The following is a 25682-nucleotide window of genomic DNA, read 5'->3' as shown; positions in this document are numbered from 1 at the left end:
TATGAATCAAGAATTCAACTTATATGATATTATGCAAAATACAGCTATAAGTGCTTTAGCATGTCATAGTTTTATTCTAGGCTATAATAAGGTAGCAAAACAGAAAAAAGAAAAATTGAATTTCCCAAAATTAAAGTACTTATTTTTTGTGTTACCTGTTGTTTACCATAAAGATACAAGAGAGGTTTTTAAAAGTTCTAATGAATTATATACTGCTATTTTAAATAATAAAGAAATGATATTGGGTTTGCAGAATAGAGCAAATAAAATGTCTCCTCAAACATTTAATGCTTTGAATTTAGCTTTCAGTAAAAAAATTATAGAGTATAATAAAGTAGATAAAAGTGTTGAACTTTTATATGGTTTTAGATCACATAAAATATCCATAACCAGTAGTTTTGGGAGAGAAAACATAGTAAGAACTATTCAAAATAGTGCTTATAAATTAGGTCATATTTTTGCTAAAAATTCCGAAAAAAACATTCAATTAGAATTAAACATAAGATTTTAATGAAACTATATATAAAGAACATAATACTATACCCGAAAGACAAAGAGTTTTCTCCACAAATTTTGACTTTTAAAGAAGATAAAATAAATATTATAACAGGATATAGTCAAAGAGGCAAGTCTGCTATAATTGACATCATTGATTATTGTTTGGGCAGTGGAGAGTGTAACATTCCTGTTGGCACTATTAGAAAAACTGTCGAAGTATTTGCTTTATATCTCAAAATGAATGATGAATATCTATTTATAGGAAGAGACAACTATGATGACTCAAAATCTACTATGTACTTTTATAAAGAAAATAGAAGAGGAGAAAATTTATCATTAAGGACAAATGAATGGTTAGAAAATAAAAATGACTACAGGCAAAACACCACTTATATTAAGAGGGTGTTAAGTGAATTTTCTGGTTTTAAAAACATAGCTACTAATGATGGTTTAAGTAACCCATTTGATTCACCAGCAAGTTTCAGAGATACAGCAGCTTTTCAATTTCAAACTCAAAATATTATTGCTAATCCATCTACTATGTTTTATAAAACAGATACTTGGGAGCATTTGCAAAAATTGAAAACGATATTTCCTTTAATTCTCGGTTATAAATCATATGATATTCTAATTTTAGAAAAGGAAATTAATGAGTTAGAAATAGATAAAAAGAAGAAGAAAATAAAATTAGAAGAAATTACAAAACAGTATGAAAATTGGCAATCCGATATTTATGAATATTATACTGAAGCTGTTAACCTAGGGTTAACTAATTCAGATTTAGATATTAGTAGCTCAAGTGTAAATTTGATACAAAAAGAATTATCAAAAGTTGTTAGTAATTCTAAAAAAGGCATTTTATATAAGCAAGGAGCTGCAAATAGATTTTCAGAAAAAATTACAGATTTCAATCAAAGTAGAGATTTATTAATTAGAGAATTAGATAAGTTAAAAACAAGTCTTTATAAAATTGAAGAGTTAAATAACTCCAAAGATGATTATATAACAGATGTAGCATTTGAAAAGGAGAATAGGTTAAAGCCTGTTGAATGGTTTTTAAGACAAAAAGGATCTAATAGATGTCCTTTTTGTGATTCTGAATCAACAAAGGCTATAGATGAGTTACTGTCTTTAAATGAGGAAAAAGCTAGAAACAAAATAGTCTTAGAAAATTCTAAATCATTATTATTCAATTTTGATAAAGAGAGGATTAGTATAAAAAGTGAAATTAAGAAGAAAGAAGAGCTCATTGAAAAAATAGATAATAACATCAGAATAATTTCAGAAGCAAAAGAAGAAGAGAAATCTTTTCAAAAATCTTTTCAATTTATTGGTAAAATACAACATGCTATTGATAATTTAAAGAAAATAGCTCCATCAGGTATCTTAGCTAATGAAATAAAAGATTTACAAGAAGAGATAGATAAGAAAATTAAAAAGCTTAAAGATTTAGAGAAAAAGTTTGACAAAGAACTATCTCTAAATAAATTATCTAAACTGATAGGGAAGTATATTAAAATACTACCAATTGAAGATAAAAAAACCAAAAAAGTACTACTAGACCCTAAGGAAAGTTTAAATATAAAAGTTGAAGATACTAAAACACAAAATAAGTACTTTTTATCTAGATTAGGTAGTGGGGCTAATTATATGGGCTATCACATTTCAACTATGTTAGGACTTCATGAGTTTTTTTATAAACTTAAGGAAACTGGCAAGCCCAATTTTGTACCCTCTTTTTTAATTTTTGACCAGCCAAGCCAAGTGTATTATCCTGAAAAATTTGAAGAAAAGGATGGGGCAAAAGGCTCTAAGGATATTGAGGATACAAAAAAAATATTTGAAGCATGTAATGAATTCATGAAAAACACCAATTATGAGATTCAGTTAATTATATTAGAACATGTACCAAAATCTACATGGGAGAATATAAATGATGATGTTTTTAACGTGGTTGGGGTATGGAGAGGAGAGGAGAATGAGGAAAACTATGAAGCTCTAATACCTAAAGAATGGTTGTAATTATTGAGAGTACGTTTGATCTGAGTTTATTATTATTTAAAAGAGGATTTCAATTCTCAAAATATGATAAGAAAGTATTGTCTCAATAATGTAAAGAATCATTTGATAATCGAATGATTATAAGCATTCGCTATTTGGCTAATAATATTAATAAAAGACAATTAAAGAAGAGTTATTTGACTATAAAGTTCAAAAAGTTATTTGTAGTATTGAAAGTTATATAAAATACAAAATCGTTGGATTTAGATTTAAGGGTGATGGTTGGATTAACCTTGTTAACAATGCTATTCACCATTGTTCTGAATATTGGGGTGGGGATATACTGAAAATGCTTTTAAGAAATATAAACTTTACTTTAAACTAATTGAAATGGAAAAAAATTTTTTTCTGAAAAAATTATCTCAACATTACTCTAAAACTATATAAACAGATTATTGGTTTGAAAGATTATTTAAAGTTTTATACCCTGAACTAACGTGAAAAATTTTTATTTATCATATGAGGAGGAAAAAGAAAATCTTCTAAAAGAATACGAGTCAACTGAATCTTTTCTTGAAGTAAATGAGGTGTTAAACAAATATGGGTGGCATTTTATAAACCCTTATATGCAAGTGTTTAAAATCACTTCTCTAATGAAAGAAGAAAAAAATGGCTCATTAAATCAAGAAAAAGTAAACTCATTTTTTATTAATGAATTCTATGATTTAAGTCTGACCTTGAGCTTCGTGGATGGTTATTTCAAAAGATCACAATTTATTTCGCCGTACAATTATTTTATAGAGTCTAGCTTAATTTTATGCTTTCAAAAAGATTATGCAGGAGCTATAAACCTAATTATTCCAGTAATTGAAGGCTCAATTAGTTCTTACATAAAAGAATATAGAGGAATAGATTTGAACGAAGGAAATCGGTATGATAAAATAAAAAGGGCTATCAATCAAATAAAAAATGATATTTTGTTAAACATAAAAAAAGAGTATGAAATAAGTTTACATAACAAACAGCAAATTAAACAATTACTGTGTTATCATAGAAAATACTATGATAATTGGGTGTGTATTATTGATGCTTTTTTTAAAAAATCTTTATTTGCACATACTTCTGATAATCCAAGTAATAATACTTTAAACAGGCATTCTATATTACATTTGTTAGAAATAAAAAATTATAATTCATTAGAAAACTACATTAAGTTATTTAATAGTTTAAAATTCTTGGTATGGCTATTCCTTCAATTAGAAAAAAAATCGATTCTGAATAATATCGATGATGAAACTTTTATGAATAAAAGAGTACTTTATGAAGAATTAATCAAAAGATCTGATGAAATCACTCCAATCAAACATGCTTTATTGAAAGTCTATAATTTAAATAATAAATCAGACTTTTCTCTTATATCAAATTACACGCCAATCGATAAAGAATTATCTATTGGAGGTAAGATATCTCTCTATTTACAAAGACACCTTCTAATGTTATCAAGCAAGTCAGAACTAAAGAAGTAACCCAACCTCTAAAGAAATAGAGGCAGGGCATTTACTCAACTCAAAAACCAACAGTATTGAGAATCACTATTGAGTACTTATGAGCTTTCCTCATCAAAACTAAAAGAATTTACATTTCTTTTTAAAAACGGATCAATATAACTGTTCTTATATGTCTAGAAGGAACTGCAGAGCTTATCTCTATTTCTTTTTAGGAAAGAGCTGTAATACCATTACTTGAAAAGTTTTTAGGATTAATTAATTGTTCTAGCTGTTCCTTTTTGCTTCTAAATTGAGGTTGTAATGCTTGTTGAAACCTTGGATTTGCTTGATAAATAGTTGTTAGTTCTGAAACAGATACAGCACCATTTATTTTGGCTAAAACATCTTTTAGAGTTTCTGGTTCAGCATTACACCATTTAAGCAATCTTTCACCAATTTTTTCTGTAATAACGAATTCAGGTTTATTCATAAACATCCCTGTTCTGTCTTTACTAGCTTTAGCTATATGCTTATCATTTATAAGTTCAAAATTTACTGTCAATTCATATTCAAAACCCTCTCTGGTAATTTCTTTAGTACCATGTTTTATTACTTGGGTTCTGCCATTACTACCTATATCCAAAGAATAATCAATTTTTCTTCGAGTAGTAGTAATGATATGGCAGCTTGACTGTAATATTTTATCTATAAATCCTTGGTGCAAAGGAGTGATTTTTGCCCAGTCCTGAAATCTGCCTCCTAATTTTTCATGCATTTGTAAACAACCACCAGGACCATTCCATTCATGAGTTATTGAATCTATAATGATAACCTCAATATTGGATTTCTCACAAATTTGAATAGCATCAATATATCTATGAGGGCTATAAGGAGCAGTTAGGTCTAATACATTGAAGTTGCCCAAATCTGCATATAATGAAGCTGATGAATTTTCTGTGTCAATAACAGCTATTTTGCTCCAATCTTTAGTCATTCCATAGGCTAGTAGAAGGGCTGAGTGAGTTTTACCAAATCCTGATGCTCCAGAGATACCTAACCTGAGTTTTACGTTTTCTCTTTTACTCTGTTTTAATTTCATTATTTAAAATTTTAAAGGTTAATATTTGTTTGAAGAATGATTCATTTAAAACTTAAAAAGCATTTTACTACACGAGTGAAATGCTTTTTTTATTATGATTTTATAGAAATGGCTATTAGCTTTAAAATTCTCTCAATCTACTGATATACTTGATTTTGTCATCATTTTTTTGTAACTTTGCGTATACTTTCCAAGTAAAACAAACTTACATCAGAGTTGTCCTCGTCCAGAGTTCCTGCGTTGCTAAAATTTAGAATTTTGAAGAGGGAGGTGTATTATTAAAGAGGAGGGAGGAACTTTTGTGAATTGTACTTATTTACAATTCTATCAAACACTCTTTTATTCTAGAAGGTATGGTTCCTACTAGTATAAATAATAGCCTTTATGTGTTTTGTGATCTTTATGGTTGCAGAAATTTACGTCCACTTTTAGTACCCTTATATTATATATGCACAAAAAATGGACGTTTGAGAATGTTATTTTTCTATGGATTTTTTAAGCATTTCAATAGTCTTACCTTGTTGCTCAACATACTTTTCTTCTCCTCCTGCTAGAGCAATTTTTGATTCAAATACTTTATCCAAATTCTCGTGGTTGTAGTCCTGCGGAGAGATGAGATTTATTATATTATTACTGTAAGGAAGTGATTTTGTTGCATTTACTTTCTTTATAGGAGATCTTCTTCCACTAGGTAATTTAGCTGCTTCTGAGATGAAGAAATCCTCTATAAGCAAATTATAAAAGGAATTTAATTTGCTTTTAATTGTACTCTTATTTTCAATTCTTCTTTTAAATTCAAAAATATCATTACTTAATAGTTCCTCATGGCTCAATAAGGCTTCTAAATCATTGAATTTTGTAATGTCCTCTGGATTAAAAAATTCTCTAGGAGGCTTGCTATATAGGTAACAGAAACTTACTCTATTGGTCTCATACTGCTGAATACTAGCTATTAGTTTCTCTCTAAAGTGATTTAAAAGCTTATAAAACTTATGCTTATTTGATGGGGTAGCAGAAGGGTTATTAATCACTTGTTTTATGGAGTCTAAAAAATAATTTCCCCTGTTATAACTAAGATCATAGGTTCTTGTAGATACATTATAATACTCGTAATTTTTACCATAATACATTAGAGCAATAAACTGAAGTAATTCAATTTCAAGTTCTTTAGTCTTGGTAGAATAAGAAGTAACATTCATCCACTTATCTCCCTCAGAAACTCTGTATTTTAGCTGAAACTCATTAAAAAGAGTATTCCTCACCTCATGATAAAGCATAGCGTAGTTTCCGAATTCCTTATAGAATTGGAGATGATCTTGTCCAAAGTATTTGTTGTAATAATAATCAAGGGATTTTTTTATTTTTCCACTGGTAAAAAAAATAGTAGGTTTTACGTTAACCTCTTTAAGAACACAATTTACAAATTGATTAGCTATAGAAGCATATGTAACATAAGAGCTAATATCTTCTCCAAAAAAAGGAAAGTTATTTGCCAAATAGTCTTCTCCATTATTTAATACGAATTCTTCATAATCAGGAAATTGAAGGGAAGGGATATTATTTCTGTCTATACTTTTTATATACTCAATTTCTTCATTGACATTTTCTTTCAATTCACTCTCATAGAAGCTTTTCAATATTAAATCTTGCCTATTAAGATAAAAATAAGATGCTAACTTATCTGGCTGTTTATAGTAAGTAAGATTTTTATACACATTCTCAAATTCAATTTTTTGTTCTGTACTCATGCCAGCATATAGAAGAGAATTAAAATTAAAAGCATCAGGTTTTGGTAATATAATATGAATCTCCCCTTTCTGTCTTTGTCTTGCTAGAGCTTGAATAACAGCATTAATACCTCCAGAAAACACACCTGATTTGTTTCTAAACCATAACTTTGTAGCCCTTGGGGGCATAATAATTATATATGCGTGTTTTTCCTTTTTAATGCTTACACCTGTTTTAAAATTAGTTCCAACATTACATTTAGAATTATCAAATTGATTTTTTGGATCTTCATTTTCAGTTCTCTGCCCAGCTATGAGTTCAGAAGTACAATCTTTTACTTCTCCATAAGTATCTTTGAGTAATTTCCCTATCTCTTCTTTTGGATTAATAATACTTTTAGCTAGTGTTTTAGAGTAACTAAGAATATCTATGTTCTTAGTTTTACCAATTAATCTTTTTATAAGCTGAGTTATTTCAGGTGTAGTATTGCTGTATTTGTATGCTGGGGAATAATGTAAGTGCAATGAGCTTTGTCTTTTTGAGAACCTGACCCTTTCTGACTCTATAATTTTAATCCTTCTATCTGTTAGCTCAGCTATATATTTTATGACAACTTTTGAAGCTTCATTATAAGAAGCACTCAGTATGAAATTTTTATGGATTATAGTTCTCCATTTCCATAAATTAAAAATGTATTCTTGCTTAAAATTTTGGTAAGAATCATGTATTTCATCATAAATAAAAATCACTTTTGTGTCAGTCTTTTTACAATGATCAATCAATTCATTTAGGTACTTTCTTTTTACTTCTGAATTTTTAAACCCATCTTCTCCAGGATTACCTAAAAGGGTATTAACAGTTACAACTTGTACAAATTTACCTATATAAGGTATAGAAGGATTTCTACCTAGATTGTCATAGTTGTAGATTTGATCTTCTGGTATTCCAGCATCTTTGTGTATATCATTACAATATTGTTTGACTAGACTAACAAAGGGAGAAGCTACTACAATTAAATACTTTTGTTTTTCTTCTAGCATTTTATTGTAATATCTTCTAATAGTTTGAATAATAGCATAGGATTTTCCTTGTCCTACTGCTGCATTAATCACAACTGTATTCTTATGTTGTAGTAAAATTTTATCTTGTAGTACCACGTTTATAAACCCAGTTTCTTTGTCTGGAGATATAATGATTTTTTCACGATTGTTTTCAACCTCAAAACCTGTTCTTTTTGCTTGTGGTGTATCTGGATTGATTATTGATGAGAAATCTTCTGGATTTATTTCTTTGAACTCTATAGGATAGTTCTCAAAAGAACTGTTTTTAATTTTCATAGGAAAAACAATTAACTGTGCTATAAAGATATTATAACACAGTTAATTTTAATTAGGGTTTTGTAATTTCTTACTAAGTTTAATAATATGCTCACTCACTTTCTTCTGTACAACTTTTGCATAATGCTCTTGAGTTATACTGATTTTAGAATGTCCTAGGAGCTCACTAACAATTTCCATTGGAATATCATTATAGAGTAGGACAGTAGTAGCAAAAGTCTTTCTGGCTATATGATGTGTAAGTTTTTTGTTTATTCCAACTACCTCAGCAATTTCTTTTAAATAAGAATTAAACTTTTGATTTGAAATTGTAGGGAGAATTTTATCTGTACCAGATATATTATTGTACCTAGTTAGAATTTCCAAAGCTTTAGGAAGTAAAGGGATGGATATTTTAGCATTGGTTTTTTGCCTACACATTTGAATCCACTTATTACCATCAAAGCCTTTAACTAGATGCTCTTTAGAAAGTGCATTCATTTCTGCATAAGCTAAACCTGTATAACAACAAAAGATAAACATATCCCTTATCTGTCCCAGTCTATTTTGGGCAAAAGAATAATTCTCCAACCTATTTAGTTCTATTGAGTCAAGATAAACAACCTGCGTCTTAACAGTTTTTGCTTTGTGGCTAGAGAATGGGTAACTTTCTATTAACTTTTCAATCTTAGCAGACTTTACTACATTTTTAAAGCGTTGTAAATTTTTATTGATAGTAACTTGCTTCTTCAATTTTTCAGTTTTTAAATAATACTCCAAAGAATTGATAAAATGGTCATCTAGTTCCTTCAACAAGACATCCTGTTTGCTGTATTGATACTTTATAAATGAAGTTATATCATTGCATACATATTGGAACTTTTTCCAAGTAGACTGTTTGATATCCATTCCTATCAGTTTCTTTTTTCTCTCTAAGAACTTTTTGAAGTATTCAATAGTACCATATTCAGATTTTGGAGTTTCACCTTTATAAGCGCTATAAATGTCATTAACTGTAAAGTTATTTTCTTGAATTTGTAGTATTAAAAAAGCCTGATTTACTTTTTGAGTAATCAGGCTTAGTTGCGTATTAATATAATCATTGTCCTTATTTGGAGGTTTAGCTTTTTGATGTTTGCTATGCCAATAGTCAGGATTTATAAATATCCCTGTAGAAAAAGGCTTTCTTTTGCCTAAGTAAGTAATCCTACATTTGATAGGGCACTTGCCTTGTTGATTTATCTTAGCTTTTTCTAGAAGGAATAATATATGTATTTTGGTTATGTTCATTTTTTTGAAAGTTTAAAATTTGGGATACCCATAAATTTGTTTGGGATACCTAGTTTTATCAAAAAGAAGTAATTTGGATAGTATGAAGGAAATTACAAGAAGTGTCATAAATCCAACACAAGCCTTGATATGACTTGACACGAAAGAGCTAAACGCAAAAAAGTCCAACATTGATGCTGGACTTTTGCTCCCCCTCTTGGGCTCGAACCAAGGACCCTTTGATTAACAGTCAAATGCTCTAACCAACTGAGCTAAGGAGGATTTTAATTTTGCAAATCTTAGGATATTTCCTGTTTGCGAGTGCAAATATATACTATTTTTTATATCCTCAAAAAGTTTTTTTATTTTTTTTACATTTAAAAGACTCTTTTTTTATTAAGGCAAATTGTCAAGAGAACGGATATAAAAATCCCACTACTTTTAAAGCAGTGGGATATACTATTTTAGGTTATCAAATTAACGTAAATATTATTTTAATTAATCGAAGATTAATTTATAAACATCATTCCCGTTGGCAAAAAGCAAGAGAGTGATTAAAATAATAAATCCAACAACTTGAGCATATTCCATAAATTTATCATTGGGTTTCCTACCCGAAATAATTTCATATAATAAAAACATAACATGCCCTCCGTCTAATGCAGGAATCGGCAAAATGTTCATAAATGCAAGTATGATCGAGATAAATGCAGTAGTTCCCCAGAAAGTTGGCCAATCCCATACATCTGGAAACAGACCACCAATCGCACCAAAGCCACCTACACCCTTGTAAGCCCCAGTATCTGGATTAAAAATCTTCTTCATTTGCTTGATGTATCCACTTAAGATAGAAACACCTTTATTAATACCAGCAGGTATAGATTCTAAGAAGGTATAGTCAATTTTTTCAACGGTTAAAAGACCACGGGCTTCCATTTCTTTCAGCTTGAGTTCCATTAGGCTTACTCCCAATTTACCGTCAGCGTTTATTTTTTCATTTATAGTAGCTTCAGAACCATCATTTCGTTTTACCAAAATGGAAGCAGTGGTGTTTTTATTATTGTCTAAAAACGTAGCGACTTCATCAAAATATCGCATCGGGGTGCCATTAATAGCGATTACTTCATCTCCTTTTTTGAATCCTGCATCTGCATTATGCATATCTTTTGTCGCTTCCAATATAATAAAAAGCTGTCTTGGCATAATAAAGGAGATTTTCTCATCATTCTCCAGTAATTTCTCAATAAAATCTACAGGAATTTCTTGAGTGATTGTTCTCCCATCACGCTCTATAGTCATGGTATTTCCATTGACTATTTCTAATGGAAGCTTCCCAAGATTTTCAATAGGAGCACCATCAATAGCAACAATATTATCACCAGTCTGGATACCTAGTTTCTCTCCGATCTCGGGTTGAGTTACATATATACCATCTTTGAGGCTTCCGTTTTTAATATATTGATCACCATACGCATAGGATAAACCAGCATAAATGATAATCGCAAGTACAAAATTAACCGTAACCCCACCCAGCATAATAATTAAACGTTGCCATGCGGGTTTGGATCTAAACTCCCAAGGTTGTGGTGGACCAGCTAATTGATCCTTATCCATACTCTCATCAATCATTCCAGAGATTTTCACATATCCCCCCAGAGGTAGCCATCCAATACCGTAGACGGTTTCTCCAATTTTCTTTTTGAAAAGAGAGAATTTAACGTCGAAGAAGAGGTAAAATTTTTCAACTCTTGTTTTAAAGATTTTTGCCGGAATAAAATGCCCGAGCTCATGTAAAATAATTAAAAATGATAAGCTAAGTAATAACTGAATAGCTTTTATAAAAAATGGACTCATACGTCTTGTTCAATTTAAGATCAGGCAAAAGTAATCTTTTAGAGGGGTTTATAAAAGAAATCGATCTAGCAGATGCACTAAATAATTTAATTTTGTCACTATTACTTGATTTCGATAAGAGAAACCTCGTAATTTTGTAGCATAGAAAAAACCTTATGTTACAATTTTTTGCAAAGTATAAATTTTTCGGAGTTGTTCTGTTTGTGTTATCAGTAATTATTATTTCAATCATTTATTCAATTCTCAAACCTGACCGTACATTGCCAGTATATGAACCCGATATGGTTAATAAAGAATTAGTAGACAGTACCATGCAAGAGGTTCGCAAATATCACAAAATTTCTGATTTTAGATTGATAAATCAAAACGGAAGTGTAGTTACGCAGCAGGATTATGAAAACAAAATTTATGTAGCAGATTTCTTTTTTACCACATGTCAAACCATATGCCCAATTATGACGGGGCACATGAAACAAATACAAAATAAAGTAAAGGACGATCCAGAAATTTTACTTTTATCTCATAGCGTAACTCCCAAAATTGATAGTGTAGCACGATTAAAAAAATATGCCATAGAAAAGGGAGTGATCGATAAAAAATGGAATCTGGTAACTGGTGATAAAAAACAAATTTATGATTTAGCTCGTAAATCCTATTTGGTTGCCAAAACGGAAGGAGATGGGGGTCCTTATGATCTAGTACATACAGAAAACTTTATATTGGTTGACAAGAAAAAAAGGATACGTGGTTTTTATGACGGTACTGATCCCGAAGCTATTGATAGATTGCTAGAAGATATAGAGCTTCTCAAGAGACAAAAGTAATATTTTAGAGGATTCAAATTTTTATTTTGACTTTGGCTTTTCGATTCAGCAATTTTCCCGTATTTTTGTCTTGTTTAAATTTAATCTAAATAAGATTTGAAAGTCACAATAGCGAATCTCAAGCGCGGTCAGCGTGCTTTGATCAAAGAAATCACTTCAGATATTATTCCTCTAAAGTTGTTAGAAATGGGTTGTCTCCCTGGCAATGAGGTTCAGTTATTAATGACCGCTCCTTTTCAATGCCCTATGTATTTAAATATAAATGGTAGTCATTTGGCTATTAGGAAAGAAATTGCATCTCAAATTGAGATTCAAATCATTTAATTCCTCCCGATACAAATGGCAAAGCAGATCAAGGTCTCACTTATCGGAAATCCGAACACAGGAAAGACATCTGTCTTCAACTTACTTACAGGTCTTAATCAGCAAGTTGGAAACTATCCTGGTATAACCGTAGAAAAGAAAGAAGGTATATGTAAGTTAGCAAGAGGAGTAAAGGCTCATATACTTGATTTGCCAGGTACTTATAGTCTTAATGCATCGTCATTAGACGAAAATGTAGTTATTGAGCTATTGCTAAACAAAAAAGACAAAGATTTTCCTGATGTTGCTGTAGTGGTAAGTGATGTAGAAAATTTAAAACGAAATTTACTTCTTTTTACACAAATCAAAGATCTTGAAATACCGACGATATTGGTCATTAATATGGCCGACCGTATGAAACGTAAGGGTATTACATTAGACATTCCACTCTTGGAGAAGCAATTGAAGACTAAAATCGTTTTAGTAAGCGCTCGAAAGCGTGAGGGTATTGAAGAACTTAAAACTTTGATTAGCTCTTACACGCTTCTGCCAACAACACCTTGTGTTAACGCATTATCCTTTGATAATGACTATTTCGATCGTTTACAAAAAGCATTTCCAAAGCAATCCTTGTATAAACTTTGGCTAGTCATTACACAAGATGTCAATTTTAGAAAGGTGGATAAGAAATCAGTGGGCATTACTCCAGATTTTCAAATCAAAACAGAAAGTGAATTAAAAAGATATCAGCAAAAAGAAGCCATCAAAAGATATCAATTCATCAATTCTGTGCTCAAAGAAGGTATGGTTGTCGATGAGAAGGCAGCTACAGGTCTTAGAGCTAAATTAGATAGAATTCTCACTCATAAGTTTTGGGGTTATTTTATATTTTTTGGGATTCTTCTTTTAATTTTTCAGGCCATATACGATTGGTCATCGTACCCAATGGATCTTATTGATGAAGGTTTTGCTTGGTTAAGTGAAACTGTTAAGTCACATCTGCCAACGGGTCCTTTTATAGATTTGATAACCGATGGTATCATACCTGGATTGGGTGGTATCGTAATATTCATTCCGCAAATTGCGTTCTTATTTTTATTTATTTCTATACTCGAAGAGAGCGGTTACATGAGTAGAGTAGTATTTCTCATGGATCGTATTATGCGACGTTTTGGATTGAGCGGAAAAAGTGTTGTTCCGTTAATTTCAGGAACCGCCTGTGCTATCCCTGCGGTAATGGCTACACGCAATATCGAAAACTGGAAAGAAAGATTAATCACAATTTTGGTTGTACCTTTTACTACCTGTTCTGCTCGTTTACCAGTATATCTAATTATCATATCATTGGTCATACCAGACGAAAAAGTGGCATGGGTTTTTAGTTACCAAAGTATAGCACTTATGTTATTATACTTTATTGGTTTTGGTGCAGCTATTGGTTCTGCTTGGGTACTTGATATACTATTAAATATAAAAGGAAAAACATACTTTGTTGTCGAAATGCCAGGCTATAAAATTCCGCTCATTAAAAATGTTTTCATTAATGTTGTCGAAAAAACAAAAGCCTTTGTTTTTGGTGCGGGTAAAATTATTTTGGCAATTTCTATAGTATTATGGGTATTAGCAAGCTATGGTCCAACTAGTGATTTTGATAATGCCGAGCAAATTGTAAGTACACAGTTTCCTGATGCTTCTCAAGAAGAATTAGAACGAGAGACAGCCTCTTATAAACTTGAATATTCTTTTATAGGACATGCTGGTAAAGCTATTGAGCCAATCGTAGCGCCTCTAGGTTATGATTGGAAAATAGGAATTGGTATTATAAGCTCTTTTGCAGCTAGAGAAGTTTTTGTAGGCACCTTAGCTACAATTTATAGTGTAGGAAGTGAAGAAGAAGAGACTATAAAGAATAGAATGGCTGGAGAGGTAAATCCCGTATTGGGAGGCCCCCTCTTTAATCTCGCTAGTGGTATCTCATTGCTTTTGTTTTATGCTTTTGCCATGCAGTGTATGAGCACATTAGCAATTGTAAAAAGAGAAACTAATAGTTGGAAATGGCCAATTTTACAATTTGTAGTAATGACTGGTATGGCATATATTGTAGCTTTGTTTGCGTATCAATTATTGAAATAAATGGGATTTTACTATCTTTAGTTTTAAATAAAAAGTAAGTATGAATTTAATAATTCAAAATGTCTTAGTCGTTCTCGTTGTTCTATATGCGATTTGGTATTTGGTGACCAAATTTATTTGGAAGCCAAGTTTATCTTCTTCTACTTCAAAAAAATCACTAACTACGTGTGCCGAGCATAAATGTGGCTGTCATTAACTTATTTTAATCCGCGAATAGGAGCGGTTTTATTTTTACTAATAAGATACACCCCAACTACTATTAATCCACAACATAGTAGTTTTTCGATAGTGATGTCTCCTTTGTACTGACTATCAATTATATAATAGCTCGCTGCAGCTACGAGTAGCATCGCAATTACTGGTTGCACATAAATATAACTACCAGAAACTGCTGGTTTGACATGTTGTAATGCAAACATATTAAGTAAGTAAGCAAGAAATGTTGGTCCAATGACTACATAGCTAAGTGCGACCCAATTCGATGTGTCAAACAAACTAAAATTGGTAGTCAATAGATCTTGTATACAAAAGGGAAACATACATAAAAACCCAAAAGTAAAAGTCCATCCAATAACAGTAATAGGTTTATACTTTGACATTAGTGGTTTTACCAAAACTAAATAAAACGAAAAAGATAATGCATTAATCCCCACAAAAATGTTTCCAATTAATGAACCTGATCCTACTGCCGAATTTCCTAGATAAATCAATAGTATGGCTCCGCTTGCGCCAAGAATAATACCCAAAATCCGAGGGAGGGTAAGTGATTCATTCAAGTAAAAAAAACTGATAATCACTGTAAAAATAGGGATAGCAGTTACAATAATCGCTGCATCAACAGGTGAGGTTAAGCTTAGACCATTCATCGAAAAAAATTGATTGGTAGCAACACCCAAAAACCCACATAATGCTAATTTGGCTAGATCGCTGCGATCTACTCGCTCATTTTGAAAGGATTTGAGAAATAAGAAGAGTAGACCAGCAATTGCAATTCGTAAAAATACTAATGCCGAGGGTCCAATTTTGTTGGGCATTAATCCTTTTGCAATAAGATAATTAGCTCCATAAATTACATTAACACTTAATAATGCAATGTGAGCTTTTGCAGTATTTGATATCATACAGCAAAGGAACGCATTTCTTTTGCAATCCTTATAAGAGTCTTATGTTATTCGATCATTACCTGTAAATAATATTTAACTGTAGCCAAATTTGTATCTATAAGGGGGTAAGGTTCCAAATTATAAGCGATAATACGACGATCTTGCGAGGCTATAATTTCTTTATTATTTTCTGGGGTTATATGATTAGTGCCAAAAATAAGCTTTTGCTCATTACTTCCTTCTGGAGTTTCGATTTGTATAAGTATGGTTGCCTGTCCAGCTGTGAAGCATTCAACTCCTTTGGGGCATCGAGAATCTTCTGTAACTTTTTTAAAAGTTATAGTAATATCATTTAATTTTACCGATTCACCAGTTTCTATTTTGGTTATAATTTTTGGAGAACTAACAGCTGTCGAATCTTGTGCTTGGATAGTTAAAAAAGATATAATTAATGCTATTAATAGAAGACCCTGTTTCATTATATTTTAGATTTGGTAATAAATATATAAAATCTTAAGGATATTAAGCAATTTTGCGAAGTCTGAGATTTTACTTTTAAAAAATATGCATAAAAAAAAGGCAATAGTTATTGGTGCAGGAATAGCTGGAATAGCGACAGCTATCAGATTAAGTGCTGCAGGTGTCATAGTTCATGTATATGAGCAAAATACCTATCCTGGCGGGAAATTGTCAGAAATGAATTTGGGAGACTATCGTTTTGACTGTGGACCTTCTTTATTTACAATGCCTCAATTTGTAGAAGAATTATTTGAACTTTGTGGAAAAAAAGCAACCAGTCATTTTTCATATATAAAGAAAGATGTAATCTGTAATTATTTTTACGATGATGGACTTAAATTCAAAGCGTATTCTGATAAAGAAAAGTTTGCACAAGAAGCAGCGAGAGTTTTTGATGATGAGGCAGCTAGCGTGCAACGTTATTTTCAGCGTAGTCAATTAAAATATAATCTTACAGCATCATTATTTTTAGAAAAATCGTTACACAAAGTTTCTACCTATATATCAAGGGATACCTTAAAATCCATAGCGCAACTACAAAAATTAAATATCAATACAACATTGAATGCATATAATGAGAGGAGTTTTAAAGATCCAAAACTCGTACAATTATTTAATCGTTTTGCGACGTATAATGGTTCTTCTCCTTATAAAACTCCAGGGATAATGTCCATGATTCCTCATCTAGAACAACATTATGGCACGTTTTTTCCATCGGGAGGGATGTATTCAATAACAAAGTCTTTATATGATTTAGCTACTGATGTGGGTGTGAAGTTTCATTTTTCGTCGTCTGTAGAAAGGATCTTAACACAAAAAAATAAAGCCTACGGTATAGTGGTTGATAACCAGGCGGTGAATGGTGACATGATAATTTCTAACATGGATATTGTGCCAACCTATAAAAAGTTACTTCAAAAGCATGTAGCACCCGAAAAAATCTTACAGCAAGAACGTTCTAGTTCTGCTTTAATTTTTTATTGGGGCATCAAGAAAAAGTTTCCAGCATTAGATTTACATAATATTTTTTTTGCTAAAGAATATAAAAAGGAGTTCGATGCTATTTTTGAAAATAATACGATTGCAAAAGATCCAACGATTTATATCAATATAACATCAAAGCATGAGAGTAAGGATGCACCATCCGATTCAGAAAACTGGTTTGTTATGGTGAATGCTCCTGGAAACACTGGTCAAAATTGGGAGGATATTATTTTGGAAACTAAGGCTAATATTATTTCTAAACTAAATCGAATTCTTAAAATTGACCTAGCATCTCTAATAGAAGAAGAAGCAGTTCTTGACCCTTCTACAATCGAAAGTACAACGCAATCTTATCAAGGATCGTTATATGGAGCTGCAAGCAACGATAAATTTGCAGCATTTCTTAGACATCCAAATTTTTCGAGAAAAATTAAGCACTTATACTTTTGTGGAGGTAGTGTTCATCCTGGTGGGGGTATACCCTTATGTTTATTGTCTGCAAAAATTACGACGGATATCATTCAAAAAGATTATAAATTGTAAGCAATTTATAATTGTTTATTTTTTTTTAAACTAAAATCATTTTATGATAACTGATTCTTTTGCCCAGCATAAACTGAGGATATCTATTTTTCTTCTTTGGCTTTTTAATATATCTGGTATTATTGGAATTGCTATGGGTTATGAAACTTGGTTTTTGCCCTTGACACCCTTAAACTTGATAATAAGCTTTGTGTTTATTTTGATACATCATGAAATGAGAGGGGGCTTGTTCTTAGCACTTTTAATTCCTTTTATTCTAGGTATGGTAAGTGAATTGGCAGGAGTCAATTTTGGATTAATATTTGGCAATTATAGTTATGGTGAAAATTTAGGAGCAAAATTATATGGAGTTCCTTGGATTATTGGTGTAAATTGGGCTACGCTTACCTATTGCACTGCGGCGATAGCAAGGCAAATAACACAACGATTGCCACTAGCCGCGCTCATAGGATCTCTGCTAATGGTTTTGCTAGATCTCGTTATAGAACAAGTAGCACCAAGATTTGATTTTTGGGAGTTTAACCAGGGAATCGTGCCTTTACAAAATTATGTTGGCTGGTTGGTGGTAGCGTTCTTGGCACATATATTATTTCAGAAAACTATAAAATCTTTTTCATTGACACTTTCACTCCACATCTATTTAACGATGTTAGTATTCTTTCTTACTTTTTTGGTCTTATGAATCAGTATGATTATATAATAGCAGGAACTGGAGCTTCTGGATTGATGCTTGCGTACGCTATGACCCAAGATCCATTTTTTGTTAATAAGAGAATTTTACTTTTAGATAAAGAAAAAAAACAGCTTGACGATAGAACCTGGTGTTTTTGGGAGCAAGGAAAAGGAATTTGGGATGAAGTAGTCACCAAAGTATGGAATACGATTTTAGTAAATGATAAGAAATCCATGTTAGCAGTGCCGATAGCTCCATATACTTATAAGTACATAAGAAGTGGTGATTTTTACTCATTTGTTTATAAAGAAATAGCTGCTGTTAAAAATATCGAAATCTCATATGACACCGTTCTTGCAATTGATGATCGAGAGCATTATGTTATGGTCACAACTCAAAATTCAGCTTATCAAGGAAAAAAAGTATGCACGAGTATTTTAAACAATTTTGAATACAAAAATCAGCAAAAATATCCAGTTCTTCAACAACATTTTATAGGATGGTATGTACAGGTTGATAAACCTATATTCGATGATCAAGTCGCAACATTTATGGATTTTTCTGTGGCTCAACAAGGCAACACTCGATTTATGTATGTATTGCCATTAACGCCAACATACGCACTTTTTGAATATACCTTATTTTCAGAAAAGCGACTTGCTACTTCAGAGTACGAAGAGGCAATAGCGAATTATTTGAATAAAAAAGGTATTATTAAATACCAAATTAAAGAGGTAGAGAAGGGAAGTATTCCCATGACTTCTTATCCATTTTCAACTAAAAACTCCAAAAATGTACTGCACATCGGTACCGCTGGGGGATGGACAAAAGCGAGTACTGGGTTTACGTTTAAAAATAGTTCTAGAAAAGTGACTCAACTGGTTGCATTTTTGAAACACACAGAGGACTTAACTAAATTTGATAAAAAAACAAGATTCTGGATCTATGATCTTTTACTTTTGGATGTACTATATAAATATAATGGTAAAGGTGCTTCGCTATTTCTAAGACTATTCAAGGCAAATAAAACAACACGTATTCTTCAATTTCTTGATGAAGAAACAAATATATTGCAGGAATTGAAGATTATGAGCAGTATGCCGTCTTGGTTATTTATTAAAGCGATTTTGAGAAGAATCAAAAGAAAATTTTAAAATTTACATTCCCCGCTCTTTTTGTATGTCTTCATAAGCTTTTTGTACAGCTCTAAATTTGGCTTCAGCTCCTTTTATATGTACTTCGTCCATATGTTGAACTTTGTCTGGATGGTATTTTTTAGCCATGGTTCTAAATGCTTTTTTAACCTCGGCATTGGTAGCCGTTTTCTCAATTTCGAGAATGGTATACGCGTGATCCGCAGTTTTGAAAAACATCGCTTTTATGCTTTCAAAATCATTAAAACCTATACGCAAATAGCCAGATATACGTTCAATTTGATTTGCTTCAGCCTCACTAACATGTCCATCTGCATTTGCAATTCCGAATAAAAAATGAAGGATTTGTAATCTAGAGGCGTATCGTGTTCTCGGTATCAAAAATGTACATATGCGTTGTGCCGAAATTTCTCTATTTTTAATTACTTCATTAAAAGTTTTAAATGTAGCGTTTGCACGCTCTTTACCATACGCACTAACAAAGTATTGCCTAACATAATCCAGCTCTGTTTGATTGATAGAACCATCTGCTTTAATAACGATTGAAGATAGAGAAAGTAGATTTAGTTCAAAATCGCCAGGACTAACTTGTTGTTCTTGAGTAAAAGATTTGGTGATGCTAATTTTATTTTTGCCCATGGCAGCTTCGATAAAACTTCCGATTAGAAACCCCAAAATAGCTCCTGGAAATCTAAAAAGTATATATCCAACTACGGCAGCAAACCATTTTATCATGCTTTTATTTTTAAGGCGGTAAAGATAAAAGATATAATTTAGAATATCATTTATAATTGGCATGGTATTTACAAGGTCGTTTATCGCATGACAAATATTATCTTATTGTAATTTTAAACGAGGTTTTACGACTACTTGACAGTACCATTAAAATGGTACATAATTTGTACCTTTACTTTAAAAATTAATCGAAAAAAATTAAGATATGTATCCAGCAGATTTAGTAAAACCAATGCGCGAAGATTTAACACAAATTGGTTTTGATGAACTACATACGGCAGATGCTGTAGAGCAGGCTATAGCAAAAGAGGGAACAACCTTAGTGGTTGTTAATTCGGTTTGTGGTTGTGCTGCTGCAAATGCAAGACCAGGTGCAAAGGCATCATTAGCTAATGCTAAAAAACCAGATCATTTGGTAACCGTTTTTGCAGGAGTAGATAAAGAGGCGACAGATAAGGCACGAGGATTTATGGTTCCTTTTCCGCCCTCATCTCCATCCATGGCACTTTTTAAGGATGGTGAATTAGTACACATGTTAGAACGTCACCATATAGAGGGAAGGCCAGCCGATATGATTGCCGAAAACTTAAAAGATGCTTATAATGAGCATTGTTAAAATGAGATTATAAAAGAATCGATAAGCCACTTGTTTTTACAAGTGGTTTTATTTTTATAAAAGAATTGGTTGTCTTAAAATAATGTGAGATCTTGCAAAGAATTATATTTAAATAGTTTCAATTTTTTAAGGACGATTATGGGAGTAGTTAAGAGGATTATTTCATATCCGCTTTCTGTAATTTTTTATTTGTTTTTTGGGTTAACGCTGATAGTATTTCATCCCATCCAATGGTTGTTTTATAAAATAGGAGGGCCCAAATTACATCGCAGTTCTGTAAACATTATGAATCTGTGTTTACTGCGTTGTCTCCACCTATTGTTGGTAAAGATATCATACAAAAACACGTATAATTTGCCTAATGATAGAGCATTAATAATCGTATCAAATCATCAAAGTATGTTTGATATTCCCTTGCTATCATGGTTCTTAAGAAAACACAAACCTAAGTTTATTTCAAAAATAGAATTAGGAAAAGGCATACCTAGTATATCCTATAATTTACGAAAAGGTGAGAATGTGTTAATTGATCGTAAAAATCCAAAGCAATCTCTGCCTGCCTTATCAAAATTTGGTAAATTTATATCAGAAAAAAAATATGCCGCAGTTATTTTTCCGGAAGGAACCAGAAGTAGAACGGGAAAACCGAAAGAGTTTGCCCAAACTGGACTTAAAATACTTTTAAAAAATGCTCCAGAGGCTTTAATTGTGCCAGTAACCATTAATAATAGTTGGAAATTGTTACAATATGGAAATTTTCCACTAGGCGTTGGTATTCATTTGACATTAGAAGTTCAAGAGCCAATAGAGGCAGCTGCCTCTACTACTCTTGAGACAATAAATTTAACCGAAAGCAGGGTAAAAGCTGCAGTGATGTAATAAAAAATATGTTATGGCTATAGATAATATTAGATTAGAAGTAATGCAGCTTCTCGAAAAGAAAATAGGATCTTTTATCGATAAATTTTTGATTCCAATAGATACAGTATGGCAACCAACAGATTTTTTGCCAGATTCTCAAAATGAAGATACTTTTTTTGAAGAAGTTAAAGAACTGCGAGAATTAGCCAAAGAATTACCGTATGATTTTTGGGTAGTACTTGTTGGAGATACTATTACAGAAGAGGCTTTACCAACCTACGAATCTTGGTTAATGGATGTTGAAGGTGTAAATCAACACGAAGGCTCAACAGGTAATGGATGGTCCAAATGGGTACGTTATTGGACAAGTGAAGAGAATCGTCACGGCGATACCTTAAACAAGTATTTATATTTATCTGGACGCGTCAATATGATCGAGGTAGAGCGTACAACCCAACATTTGATCAATGATGGATTTGATATCGGTACAGATAGGGATCCTTACAAAAACTTTGTATATACGAGTTTTCAAGAATTAGCAACTAACGTATCCCATAGTAGAGTAGCAAAATTGGCTAGACAATATTCTAATAAATCACTCGCAAAAATGTGTAAAATTATTGCAGGTGATGAGATGCGTCATTTTAATGCATACAGTGAATTTGTAAAACAAATTTTTGAAGTTGACCCTAGTCAAATGATGATTGCATTTAATGACATGATGAAACATAAAATCGTTATGCCAGCTGTTTTTTTAAGAGAATCGGGTAATGCTATTGGTACAGCTTTCGAAGAATTTTCAAACGCAGCACAACGATTGGGTGTATACACATCGCAGGATTATATAGATATCATGCAACGTCTTATTACTAAGTGGGAAATTGATAAAATAACTGGTTTGACTGACGAAGCCGAAAAGGCTAGAGATTATGTAATGCGTTTACCAGCAAGAATGCAAAGAATTAGTGAGCGACTGGTCGTGCCAGACGAAGTTTTTGAATTCAAATGGGTAAAGCCAGCATTAGTAAAATAAATTGAAAATGACGAATTCAGATGTGGTGGAAGCAACCATTAAGTTTGTCAAAAAATCGTTAATAGGATCCGAAGGGGGACACGATTGGTTTCATATACAACGTGTATATAAAAATGCCATGCTTATTGCAAAGGAAGAAGAAGTAGATCCATTTATAGTTGCCTTGGGAGCGTTACTTCATGATATTGCAGATTCGAAGTTTCATAAAGGAGATGAAACGGTAGGTCCAAGGATGGCTAGAAATTTTTTGAGTACTCTCGATGTAGCCACAGATACTATCGATCACGTGGTAAAAATTATTGAGAATATTTCTTTTAAAGGAGGAAACACTCAGAAAAAATTCTCTTCTTCAGAAATGAATGTAGTACAAGATGCGGATCGATTAGACGCCATTGGAGCTATTGGGATTGCACGCTGCTTTAACTATGGAGGTTTTAAGAATAGGATAATATATGATCCCGATGTTATACCCAACCTTCATATGAGTAAAGAGGAGTATAAAAATGCCAAAGCACCAACGATTAATCATTTCTACGAAAAGTTGTTGTTAGTAAAAGATTTGATGAATACACAAACGGGAAAACGTTTAGCAGAAAATAGGCATTTGTTTATGGAGGATTTTTTGAAACAATTCTATCAAGAGTGGAATGGTACAGTCTAATATTAGAATAATCTAAGTTGATCACTTTTATAGGAAGCATGAAGGGATGTATTTAAAGGAAATGTTTTTTTATGCTTAAAATATTTAATTCTAGCGATTCTAAAAAGTTGAGCTATTTGATTAGCTATCTCACCATCACCACGCATCCTTCTTCCGTATACGCTATCATTCAATGTTCCATTATGACATGCTTTTATTTGATTCAGAATTTTTTCTTTACGATCAGGTAATGTTTTTTCAAGCCATGTAGTAAAAATTTCACCAATTGCACCATTAAGGCGTACCATCGTATAATTAATAGAGTCTGCACCCAGTTCTGATACTTTTTTACAAAGAGGTAATATTTCATGACTATTTATTGACGGGATGATAGGAGCCATCATAATATGTGTGGGAATATGATGCTCCTTAAGAATCGATAAAGTTTGCAACCTTTTGCGAATACTAGCTGTTCTAGGTTCCAAAATTTGTTTGGTGCTTTCTTCGAGCGTAGTTATAGAAAGATGAATGGATATTAGTTTGTGCTCATTTAAACGTTTCAACAAATCCATATCACGTAAAAGCAAAGAGTTTTTGGTGATAATGCTTACAGGATGTCGATATTTCAAAAAAACTTCTAGTAATTGCCGAGTAATCTCATAGTTCTTCTCGATAGGCTGATAACAATCGGTGTTGCCAGATAGAACTATAGGAGCCGCTTTCCATGCGCTACTTTTAAGCTTTGATGCGAGCAGTAGGGCTGCATTCTTTTTAACAAGAATTTTACTTTCAAAATCTAAGCCGGCATTGTAGCCCCAATATTCATGAGAATTTCTAGCGTAACAATAAACACAACCATGTTCACATCCCTGATATGGATTTAGAGAATATTGTAACCCTAAATCTGGACTCTTTATCGTATTGATAATTGTTTTTGGGAAAGTTTCAATACATTTAGTTTTGCTGGATGAAACACCTTCGTTAGTACGATGGCAATAGTTTAGAAAATCAGATCTCAGTTCCTCGGTATATTTAGTAAAACTATTGTCATTATGACCTTGAGCTCCGCGTCCTTTTATGTACTTATATCCCTTCATATGTTTTTAATTACGGTTTAAAAGTAAAACTTTTGTTGGAATAATTCCTATCAAAATAGGAATATTTCCAAATAAAGAAAGTATTTTTGTATTCGTAGGAGTTGACTACAATATTTAGTAAGAAAATTCTTGTAAAATTATTAATTGGCAAAATTTATTTATTTTTTAAATGTGGAGAGATGAAGGAAGAGGAGTATATATATGATATAGCACTATCATTTGCAGGAGAAGACCGCAATTATGTTGAAAAAGTAGCTTTTGGTTTAAAGAAAAAAAATATCAGAGTTTTTTACGATATGTTTGAAGAGGCCAGTCTTTGGGGTAAAAACTTATACAACTATCTTTCTGACATATATCAGAGAAAAGCTCGTTTTACAGTACTTTTTATTTCCAAATCGTACAACGAAAAACTGTGGACTAATCATGAGAGAGTGTCTATGCAAGCTCGTGCTTTTCAAGAAAGCAGGGAATATATTTTACCAGCTCGCTTCGATAATACCGAAATTCCTGGAATATTAAATACGGTTGGTTATATAGATTTACAAATTAGAACGCCAGATCAATTAGTTGATCTTATCGAAAAAAAGATTTTAAAGGAGCAAACGTATTTAAGTAAAAAATTATCCAAACTTTCAACATTGATCGGTCCTAAACCTTTTATTTTTACCCTTAAAACAGTAGATGTCCATGGCAAACCACTTAAAGGGTGTCATATTATTTTAATGGCAGATAATGCGACCTATCTAGAAGGTTATGCAGATGATAAAGGTTTGGCACACTTTATAATTAGGACAAAAAATAACTATACGGTGCTTATCGCTAATGCTTCCTGCGTTAGTCGAATATTGCACAATATTGACCCTAAAATAGATATAGAAGTTGAGTTACAAAGCTCTGACACTGTATCGTCTATGGTTTTTTATAAATCTGGAAAGTTACCCGGCATGACTTCGTCTATTCAACCCACTATAAATACAAAAGGGATGTTACAACTTTATGCAGATAACATAGCTATCGAGGGCGGAGTAGAGCAACCTTTTGCTTTTGAATTAAATAAACCAATCAGTCTTGAAGATAATAAGGGAAATTTTTTACATTTAACCTTTCGTTTTTATAAAGGAAGAATAGCTCTTATTGATTTTGATAAGAACTAATTCAAAATGATCCTTAAATAGAAAAATAACTATGTATCAATTATGAAAAATTGTTGCA

General features: G+C 31.9%; 24 protein-coding genes and 1 tRNA gene. 16 read left to right on the top strand and 9 right to left on the bottom strand.

From position 1 onward, the window contains the following. The first annotated feature begins 1 nt into the window (after position 1). The 4 genes from ACE939_RS12350 (at position 2) to ACE939_RS12335 (ending at position 4025) form a co-directional block, all read left to right on the top strand. A complete protein-coding gene (locus ACE939_RS12350) occupies positions 2-511 on the top strand; it encodes a three component ABC system middle component (protein ID WP_378185892.1) in 510 nt (169 codons plus the stop codon). Then, complete coding sequence (locus tag ACE939_RS12345; RefSeq protein ID WP_378185891.1) at positions 511-2520, top strand: DUF3732 domain-containing protein; 2010 nt, start codon at positions 511-513, stop codon at positions 2518-2520. Before ACE939_RS12350 ends, ACE939_RS12345 begins: the two co-directional genes overlap by 1 nt. Positions 2521-2680: 160 nt before the next feature. Beyond that, positions 2681-2884, top strand: coding sequence for a DUF6035 family protein (locus ACE939_RS12340; protein WP_378188445.1), 204 nt, complete (start codon positions 2681-2683; stop codon positions 2882-2884). 112 nt (positions 2885-2996) lie between these two features. Continuing rightward, a complete protein-coding gene (locus tag ACE939_RS12335) occupies positions 2997-4025 on the top strand; it encodes a hypothetical protein (RefSeq protein ID WP_378185890.1) in 1029 nt (342 codons plus the stop codon). A 190-nt stretch (positions 4026-4215) separates the two neighbouring features. On the opposite strand, the gene ACE939_RS12330 is transcribed toward ACE939_RS12335, so the two are convergent. The 5 genes from ACE939_RS12330 to rseP all read right to left on the bottom strand — a co-directional run bounded on the left by ACE939_RS12330 (position 4216) and on the right by rseP (position 11252). Further along, entirely contained in the window at positions 4216-5085 is an 870-nt protein-coding gene (locus ACE939_RS12330; RefSeq protein ID WP_378185889.1) for an AAA family ATPase, read from the bottom strand. Between the two features lie 476 nt (positions 5086-5561). After that, positions 5562-8150: a DEAD/DEAH box helicase family protein gene (locus ACE939_RS12325; protein WP_378185888.1), complete on the bottom strand. Its 2589-nt coding sequence runs from the start codon at positions 8148-8150 to the stop codon at positions 5562-5564. Between the two features lie 48 nt (positions 8151-8198). Beyond that, the gene (locus ACE939_RS12320) at positions 8199-9419 is read right to left on the bottom strand and encodes a site-specific integrase (protein WP_378185887.1); all 1221 of its coding nucleotides are present in this window, start codon (positions 9417-9419) and stop codon (positions 8199-8201) included. 187 nt (positions 9420-9606) lie between these two features. Then, positions 9607-9680: transfer RNA gene (locus ACE939_RS12315), tRNA-Asn, on the bottom strand. Positions 9681-9896: 216 nt separating this feature from the next. Then, positions 9897-11252, bottom strand: a complete 1356-nt coding sequence (rseP, locus tag ACE939_RS12310) for an RIP metalloprotease RseP (protein ID WP_378185886.1) — start codon at positions 11250-11252, stop codon at positions 9897-9899. Between the two features lie 155 nt (positions 11253-11407). On the opposite strand from rseP, the gene ACE939_RS12305 reads away from it, so the two are divergent. From ACE939_RS12305 to ACE939_RS12290, 4 genes are all read left to right on the top strand, one after another. Further along, complete coding sequence (locus ACE939_RS12305; protein ID WP_378185885.1) at positions 11408-12076, top strand: SCO family protein; 669 nt, start codon at positions 11408-11410, stop codon at positions 12074-12076. 96 nt (positions 12077-12172) lie between these two features. Next, the gene (locus ACE939_RS12300) at positions 12173-12400 is read left to right on the top strand and encodes a ferrous iron transport protein A (RefSeq protein WP_378185884.1); all 228 of its coding nucleotides are present in this window, start codon (positions 12173-12175) and stop codon (positions 12398-12400) included. 15 nt (positions 12401-12415) lie between these two features. Beyond that, positions 12416-14512 carry a ferrous iron transport protein B gene (gene feoB, locus ACE939_RS12295; RefSeq protein WP_378185882.1) on the top strand — a complete coding sequence of 699 codons (2097 nt, stop codon included), beginning with the start codon at positions 12416-12418 and terminating at the stop codon, positions 14510-14512. Positions 14513-14552: 40 nt separating this feature from the next. Next, positions 14553-14708 carry a hypothetical protein gene (locus tag ACE939_RS12290; RefSeq protein WP_378185881.1) on the top strand — a complete coding sequence of 52 codons (156 nt, stop codon included), beginning with the start codon at positions 14553-14555 and terminating at the stop codon, positions 14706-14708. 1 nt (position 14709) lies between these two features. Here the strand turns inward: ACE939_RS12290 and ACE939_RS12285 are convergent, their stop codons facing one another. Next, positions 14710-15633 (bottom strand): DMT family transporter, encoded by a 924-nt coding sequence (locus ACE939_RS12285; RefSeq protein WP_378185880.1) that lies wholly within the window; start codon positions 15631-15633, stop codon positions 14710-14712. 47 nt (positions 15634-15680) lie between these two features. Then, positions 15681-16094, bottom strand: coding sequence for a hypothetical protein (locus tag ACE939_RS12280; RefSeq protein ID WP_378185879.1), 414 nt, complete (start codon positions 16092-16094; stop codon positions 15681-15683). 85 nt (positions 16095-16179) lie between these two features. On the opposite strand from ACE939_RS12280, the gene crtD reads away from it, so the two are divergent. The 3 genes from crtD to ACE939_RS12265 are packed head-to-tail and all read left to right on the top strand — an operon-like array spanning position 16180 to position 19488. Continuing rightward, a complete protein-coding gene (gene crtD, locus ACE939_RS12275) occupies positions 16180-17661 on the top strand; it encodes a 1-hydroxycarotenoid 3,4-desaturase CrtD (RefSeq protein WP_378185878.1) in 1482 nt (493 codons plus the stop codon). 43 nt (positions 17662-17704) lie between these two features. Further along, the gene (locus tag ACE939_RS12270; RefSeq protein ID WP_378185877.1) at positions 17705-18343 is read left to right on the top strand and encodes a carotenoid biosynthesis protein; all 639 of its coding nucleotides are present in this window, start codon (positions 17705-17707) and stop codon (positions 18341-18343) included. Beyond that, positions 18340-19488 (top strand): lycopene cyclase family protein, encoded by a 1149-nt coding sequence (locus ACE939_RS12265; RefSeq protein WP_378185876.1) that lies wholly within the window; start codon positions 18340-18342, stop codon positions 19486-19488. The genes ACE939_RS12270 and ACE939_RS12265 overlap by 4 nt, the downstream gene beginning before the upstream one ends. Before the next feature lie 3 nt (positions 19489-19491). Here the strand turns inward: ACE939_RS12265 and ACE939_RS12260 are convergent, their stop codons facing one another. Further along, entirely contained in the window at positions 19492-20223 is a 732-nt protein-coding gene (locus tag ACE939_RS12260; protein ID WP_378185875.1) for a TerB family tellurite resistance protein, read from the bottom strand. Positions 20224-20428: 205 nt separating this feature from the next. Between ACE939_RS12260 and ACE939_RS12255 the strand changes: the two genes are divergently transcribed. From ACE939_RS12255 to ACE939_RS12240, 4 genes are all read left to right on the top strand, one after another. After that, entirely contained in the window at positions 20429-20839 is a 411-nt protein-coding gene (locus ACE939_RS12255) for a BrxA/BrxB family bacilliredoxin (protein ID WP_378185874.1), read from the top strand. A 138-nt stretch (positions 20840-20977) separates the two neighbouring features. Then, entirely contained in the window at positions 20978-21718 is a 741-nt protein-coding gene (locus ACE939_RS12250) for a lysophospholipid acyltransferase family protein (RefSeq protein ID WP_378185873.1), read from the top strand. A 13-nt stretch (positions 21719-21731) separates the two neighbouring features. Further along, a complete protein-coding gene (locus tag ACE939_RS12245) occupies positions 21732-22733 on the top strand; it encodes an acyl-ACP desaturase (RefSeq protein ID WP_378185872.1) in 1002 nt (333 codons plus the stop codon). A 7-nt stretch (positions 22734-22740) separates the two neighbouring features. After that, positions 22741-23394, top strand: coding sequence for an HD domain-containing protein (locus ACE939_RS12240; protein ID WP_378185871.1), 654 nt, complete (start codon positions 22741-22743; stop codon positions 23392-23394). Between the two features lie 2 nt (positions 23395-23396). On the opposite strand, the gene ACE939_RS12235 is transcribed toward ACE939_RS12240, so the two are convergent. Further along, positions 23397-24470 carry a PA0069 family radical SAM protein gene (locus ACE939_RS12235; RefSeq protein WP_378185870.1) on the bottom strand — a complete coding sequence of 358 codons (1074 nt, stop codon included), beginning with the start codon at positions 24468-24470 and terminating at the stop codon, positions 23397-23399. Between the two features lie 179 nt (positions 24471-24649). Between ACE939_RS12235 and ACE939_RS12230 the strand changes: the two genes are divergently transcribed. Beyond that, positions 24650-25624: a toll/interleukin-1 receptor domain-containing protein gene (locus ACE939_RS12230; protein ID WP_378185869.1), complete on the top strand. Its 975-nt coding sequence runs from the start codon at positions 24650-24652 to the stop codon at positions 25622-25624. Positions 25625-25682: the final 58 nt, after the last annotated feature.

Source organism: Aquimarina rhodophyticola (genome assembly GCF_042434915.1).
Classification (GTDB): Bacteria; Bacteroidota; Bacteroidia; order Flavobacteriales; family Flavobacteriaceae; genus Aquimarina.
Note: the sequence above shows the minus strand (reverse complement) of the source record. Positions and strands in the feature narration are given on the sequence as shown.

What these genes read in the sequence shown, in the direction of transcription:
- ACE939_RS12305 (WP_378185885.1), top strand. Translation starts at nt 11,408, where the DNA reads ATGTTACAATTTTTTGCAAAGTATAAATTTTTCGGAGTTGTTCTGTTT.
- ACE939_RS12255 (WP_378185874.1), top strand. Translation starts at nt 20,429, where the DNA reads ATGTATCCAGCAGATTTAGTAAAACCAATGCGCGAAGATTTAACACAA.
- ACE939_RS12280 (WP_378185879.1), bottom strand. Translation starts at nt 16,094, where the DNA reads ATGAAACAGGGTCTTCTATTAATAGCATTAATTATATCTTTTTTAACT.
- ACE939_RS12350 (WP_378185892.1), top strand. Translation starts at nt 2, where the DNA reads ATGAATCAAGAATTCAACTTATATGATATTATGCAAAATACAGCTATA.
- ACE939_RS12345 (WP_378185891.1), top strand. Translation starts at nt 511, where the DNA reads ATGAAACTATATATAAAGAACATAATACTATACCCGAAAGACAAAGAG.
- ACE939_RS12325 (WP_378185888.1), bottom strand. Translation starts at nt 8,150, where the DNA reads ATGAAAATTAAAAACAGTTCTTTTGAGAACTATCCTATAGAGTTCAAA.
- ACE939_RS12320 (WP_378185887.1), bottom strand. Translation starts at nt 9,419, where the DNA reads ATGAACATAACCAAAATACATATATTATTCCTTCTAGAAAAAGCTAAG.
- ACE939_RS12240 (WP_378185871.1), top strand. Translation starts at nt 22,741, where the DNA reads ATGACGAATTCAGATGTGGTGGAAGCAACCATTAAGTTTGTCAAAAAA.
- ACE939_RS12285 (WP_378185880.1), bottom strand. Translation starts at nt 15,633, where the DNA reads ATGATATCAAATACTGCAAAAGCTCACATTGCATTATTAAGTGTTAAT.
- ACE939_RS12290 (WP_378185881.1), top strand. Translation starts at nt 14,553, where the DNA reads ATGAATTTAATAATTCAAAATGTCTTAGTCGTTCTCGTTGTTCTATAT.
- feoB (WP_378185882.1), top strand. Translation starts at nt 12,416, where the DNA reads ATGGCAAAGCAGATCAAGGTCTCACTTATCGGAAATCCGAACACAGGA.
- ACE939_RS12260 (WP_378185875.1), bottom strand. Translation starts at nt 20,223, where the DNA reads ATGATAAAATGGTTTGCTGCCGTAGTTGGATATATACTTTTTAGATTT.
- ACE939_RS12270 (WP_378185877.1), top strand. Translation starts at nt 17,705, where the DNA reads ATGATAACTGATTCTTTTGCCCAGCATAAACTGAGGATATCTATTTTT.
- rseP (WP_378185886.1), bottom strand. Translation starts at nt 11,252, where the DNA reads ATGAGTCCATTTTTTATAAAAGCTATTCAGTTATTACTTAGCTTATCA.
- crtD (WP_378185878.1), top strand. Translation starts at nt 16,180, where the DNA reads ATGCATAAAAAAAAGGCAATAGTTATTGGTGCAGGAATAGCTGGAATA.
- ACE939_RS12230 (WP_378185869.1), top strand. Translation starts at nt 24,650, where the DNA reads ATGAAGGAAGAGGAGTATATATATGATATAGCACTATCATTTGCAGGA.
- ACE939_RS12250 (WP_378185873.1), top strand. Translation starts at nt 20,978, where the DNA reads ATGGGAGTAGTTAAGAGGATTATTTCATATCCGCTTTCTGTAATTTTT.
- ACE939_RS12330 (WP_378185889.1), bottom strand. Translation starts at nt 5,085, where the DNA reads ATGAAATTAAAACAGAGTAAAAGAGAAAACGTAAAACTCAGGTTAGGT.
- ACE939_RS12245 (WP_378185872.1), top strand. Translation starts at nt 21,732, where the DNA reads ATGGCTATAGATAATATTAGATTAGAAGTAATGCAGCTTCTCGAAAAG.
- ACE939_RS12235 (WP_378185870.1), bottom strand. Translation starts at nt 24,470, where the DNA reads ATGAAGGGATATAAGTACATAAAAGGACGCGGAGCTCAAGGTCATAAT.
- ACE939_RS12265 (WP_378185876.1), top strand. Translation starts at nt 18,340, where the DNA reads ATGAATCAGTATGATTATATAATAGCAGGAACTGGAGCTTCTGGATTG.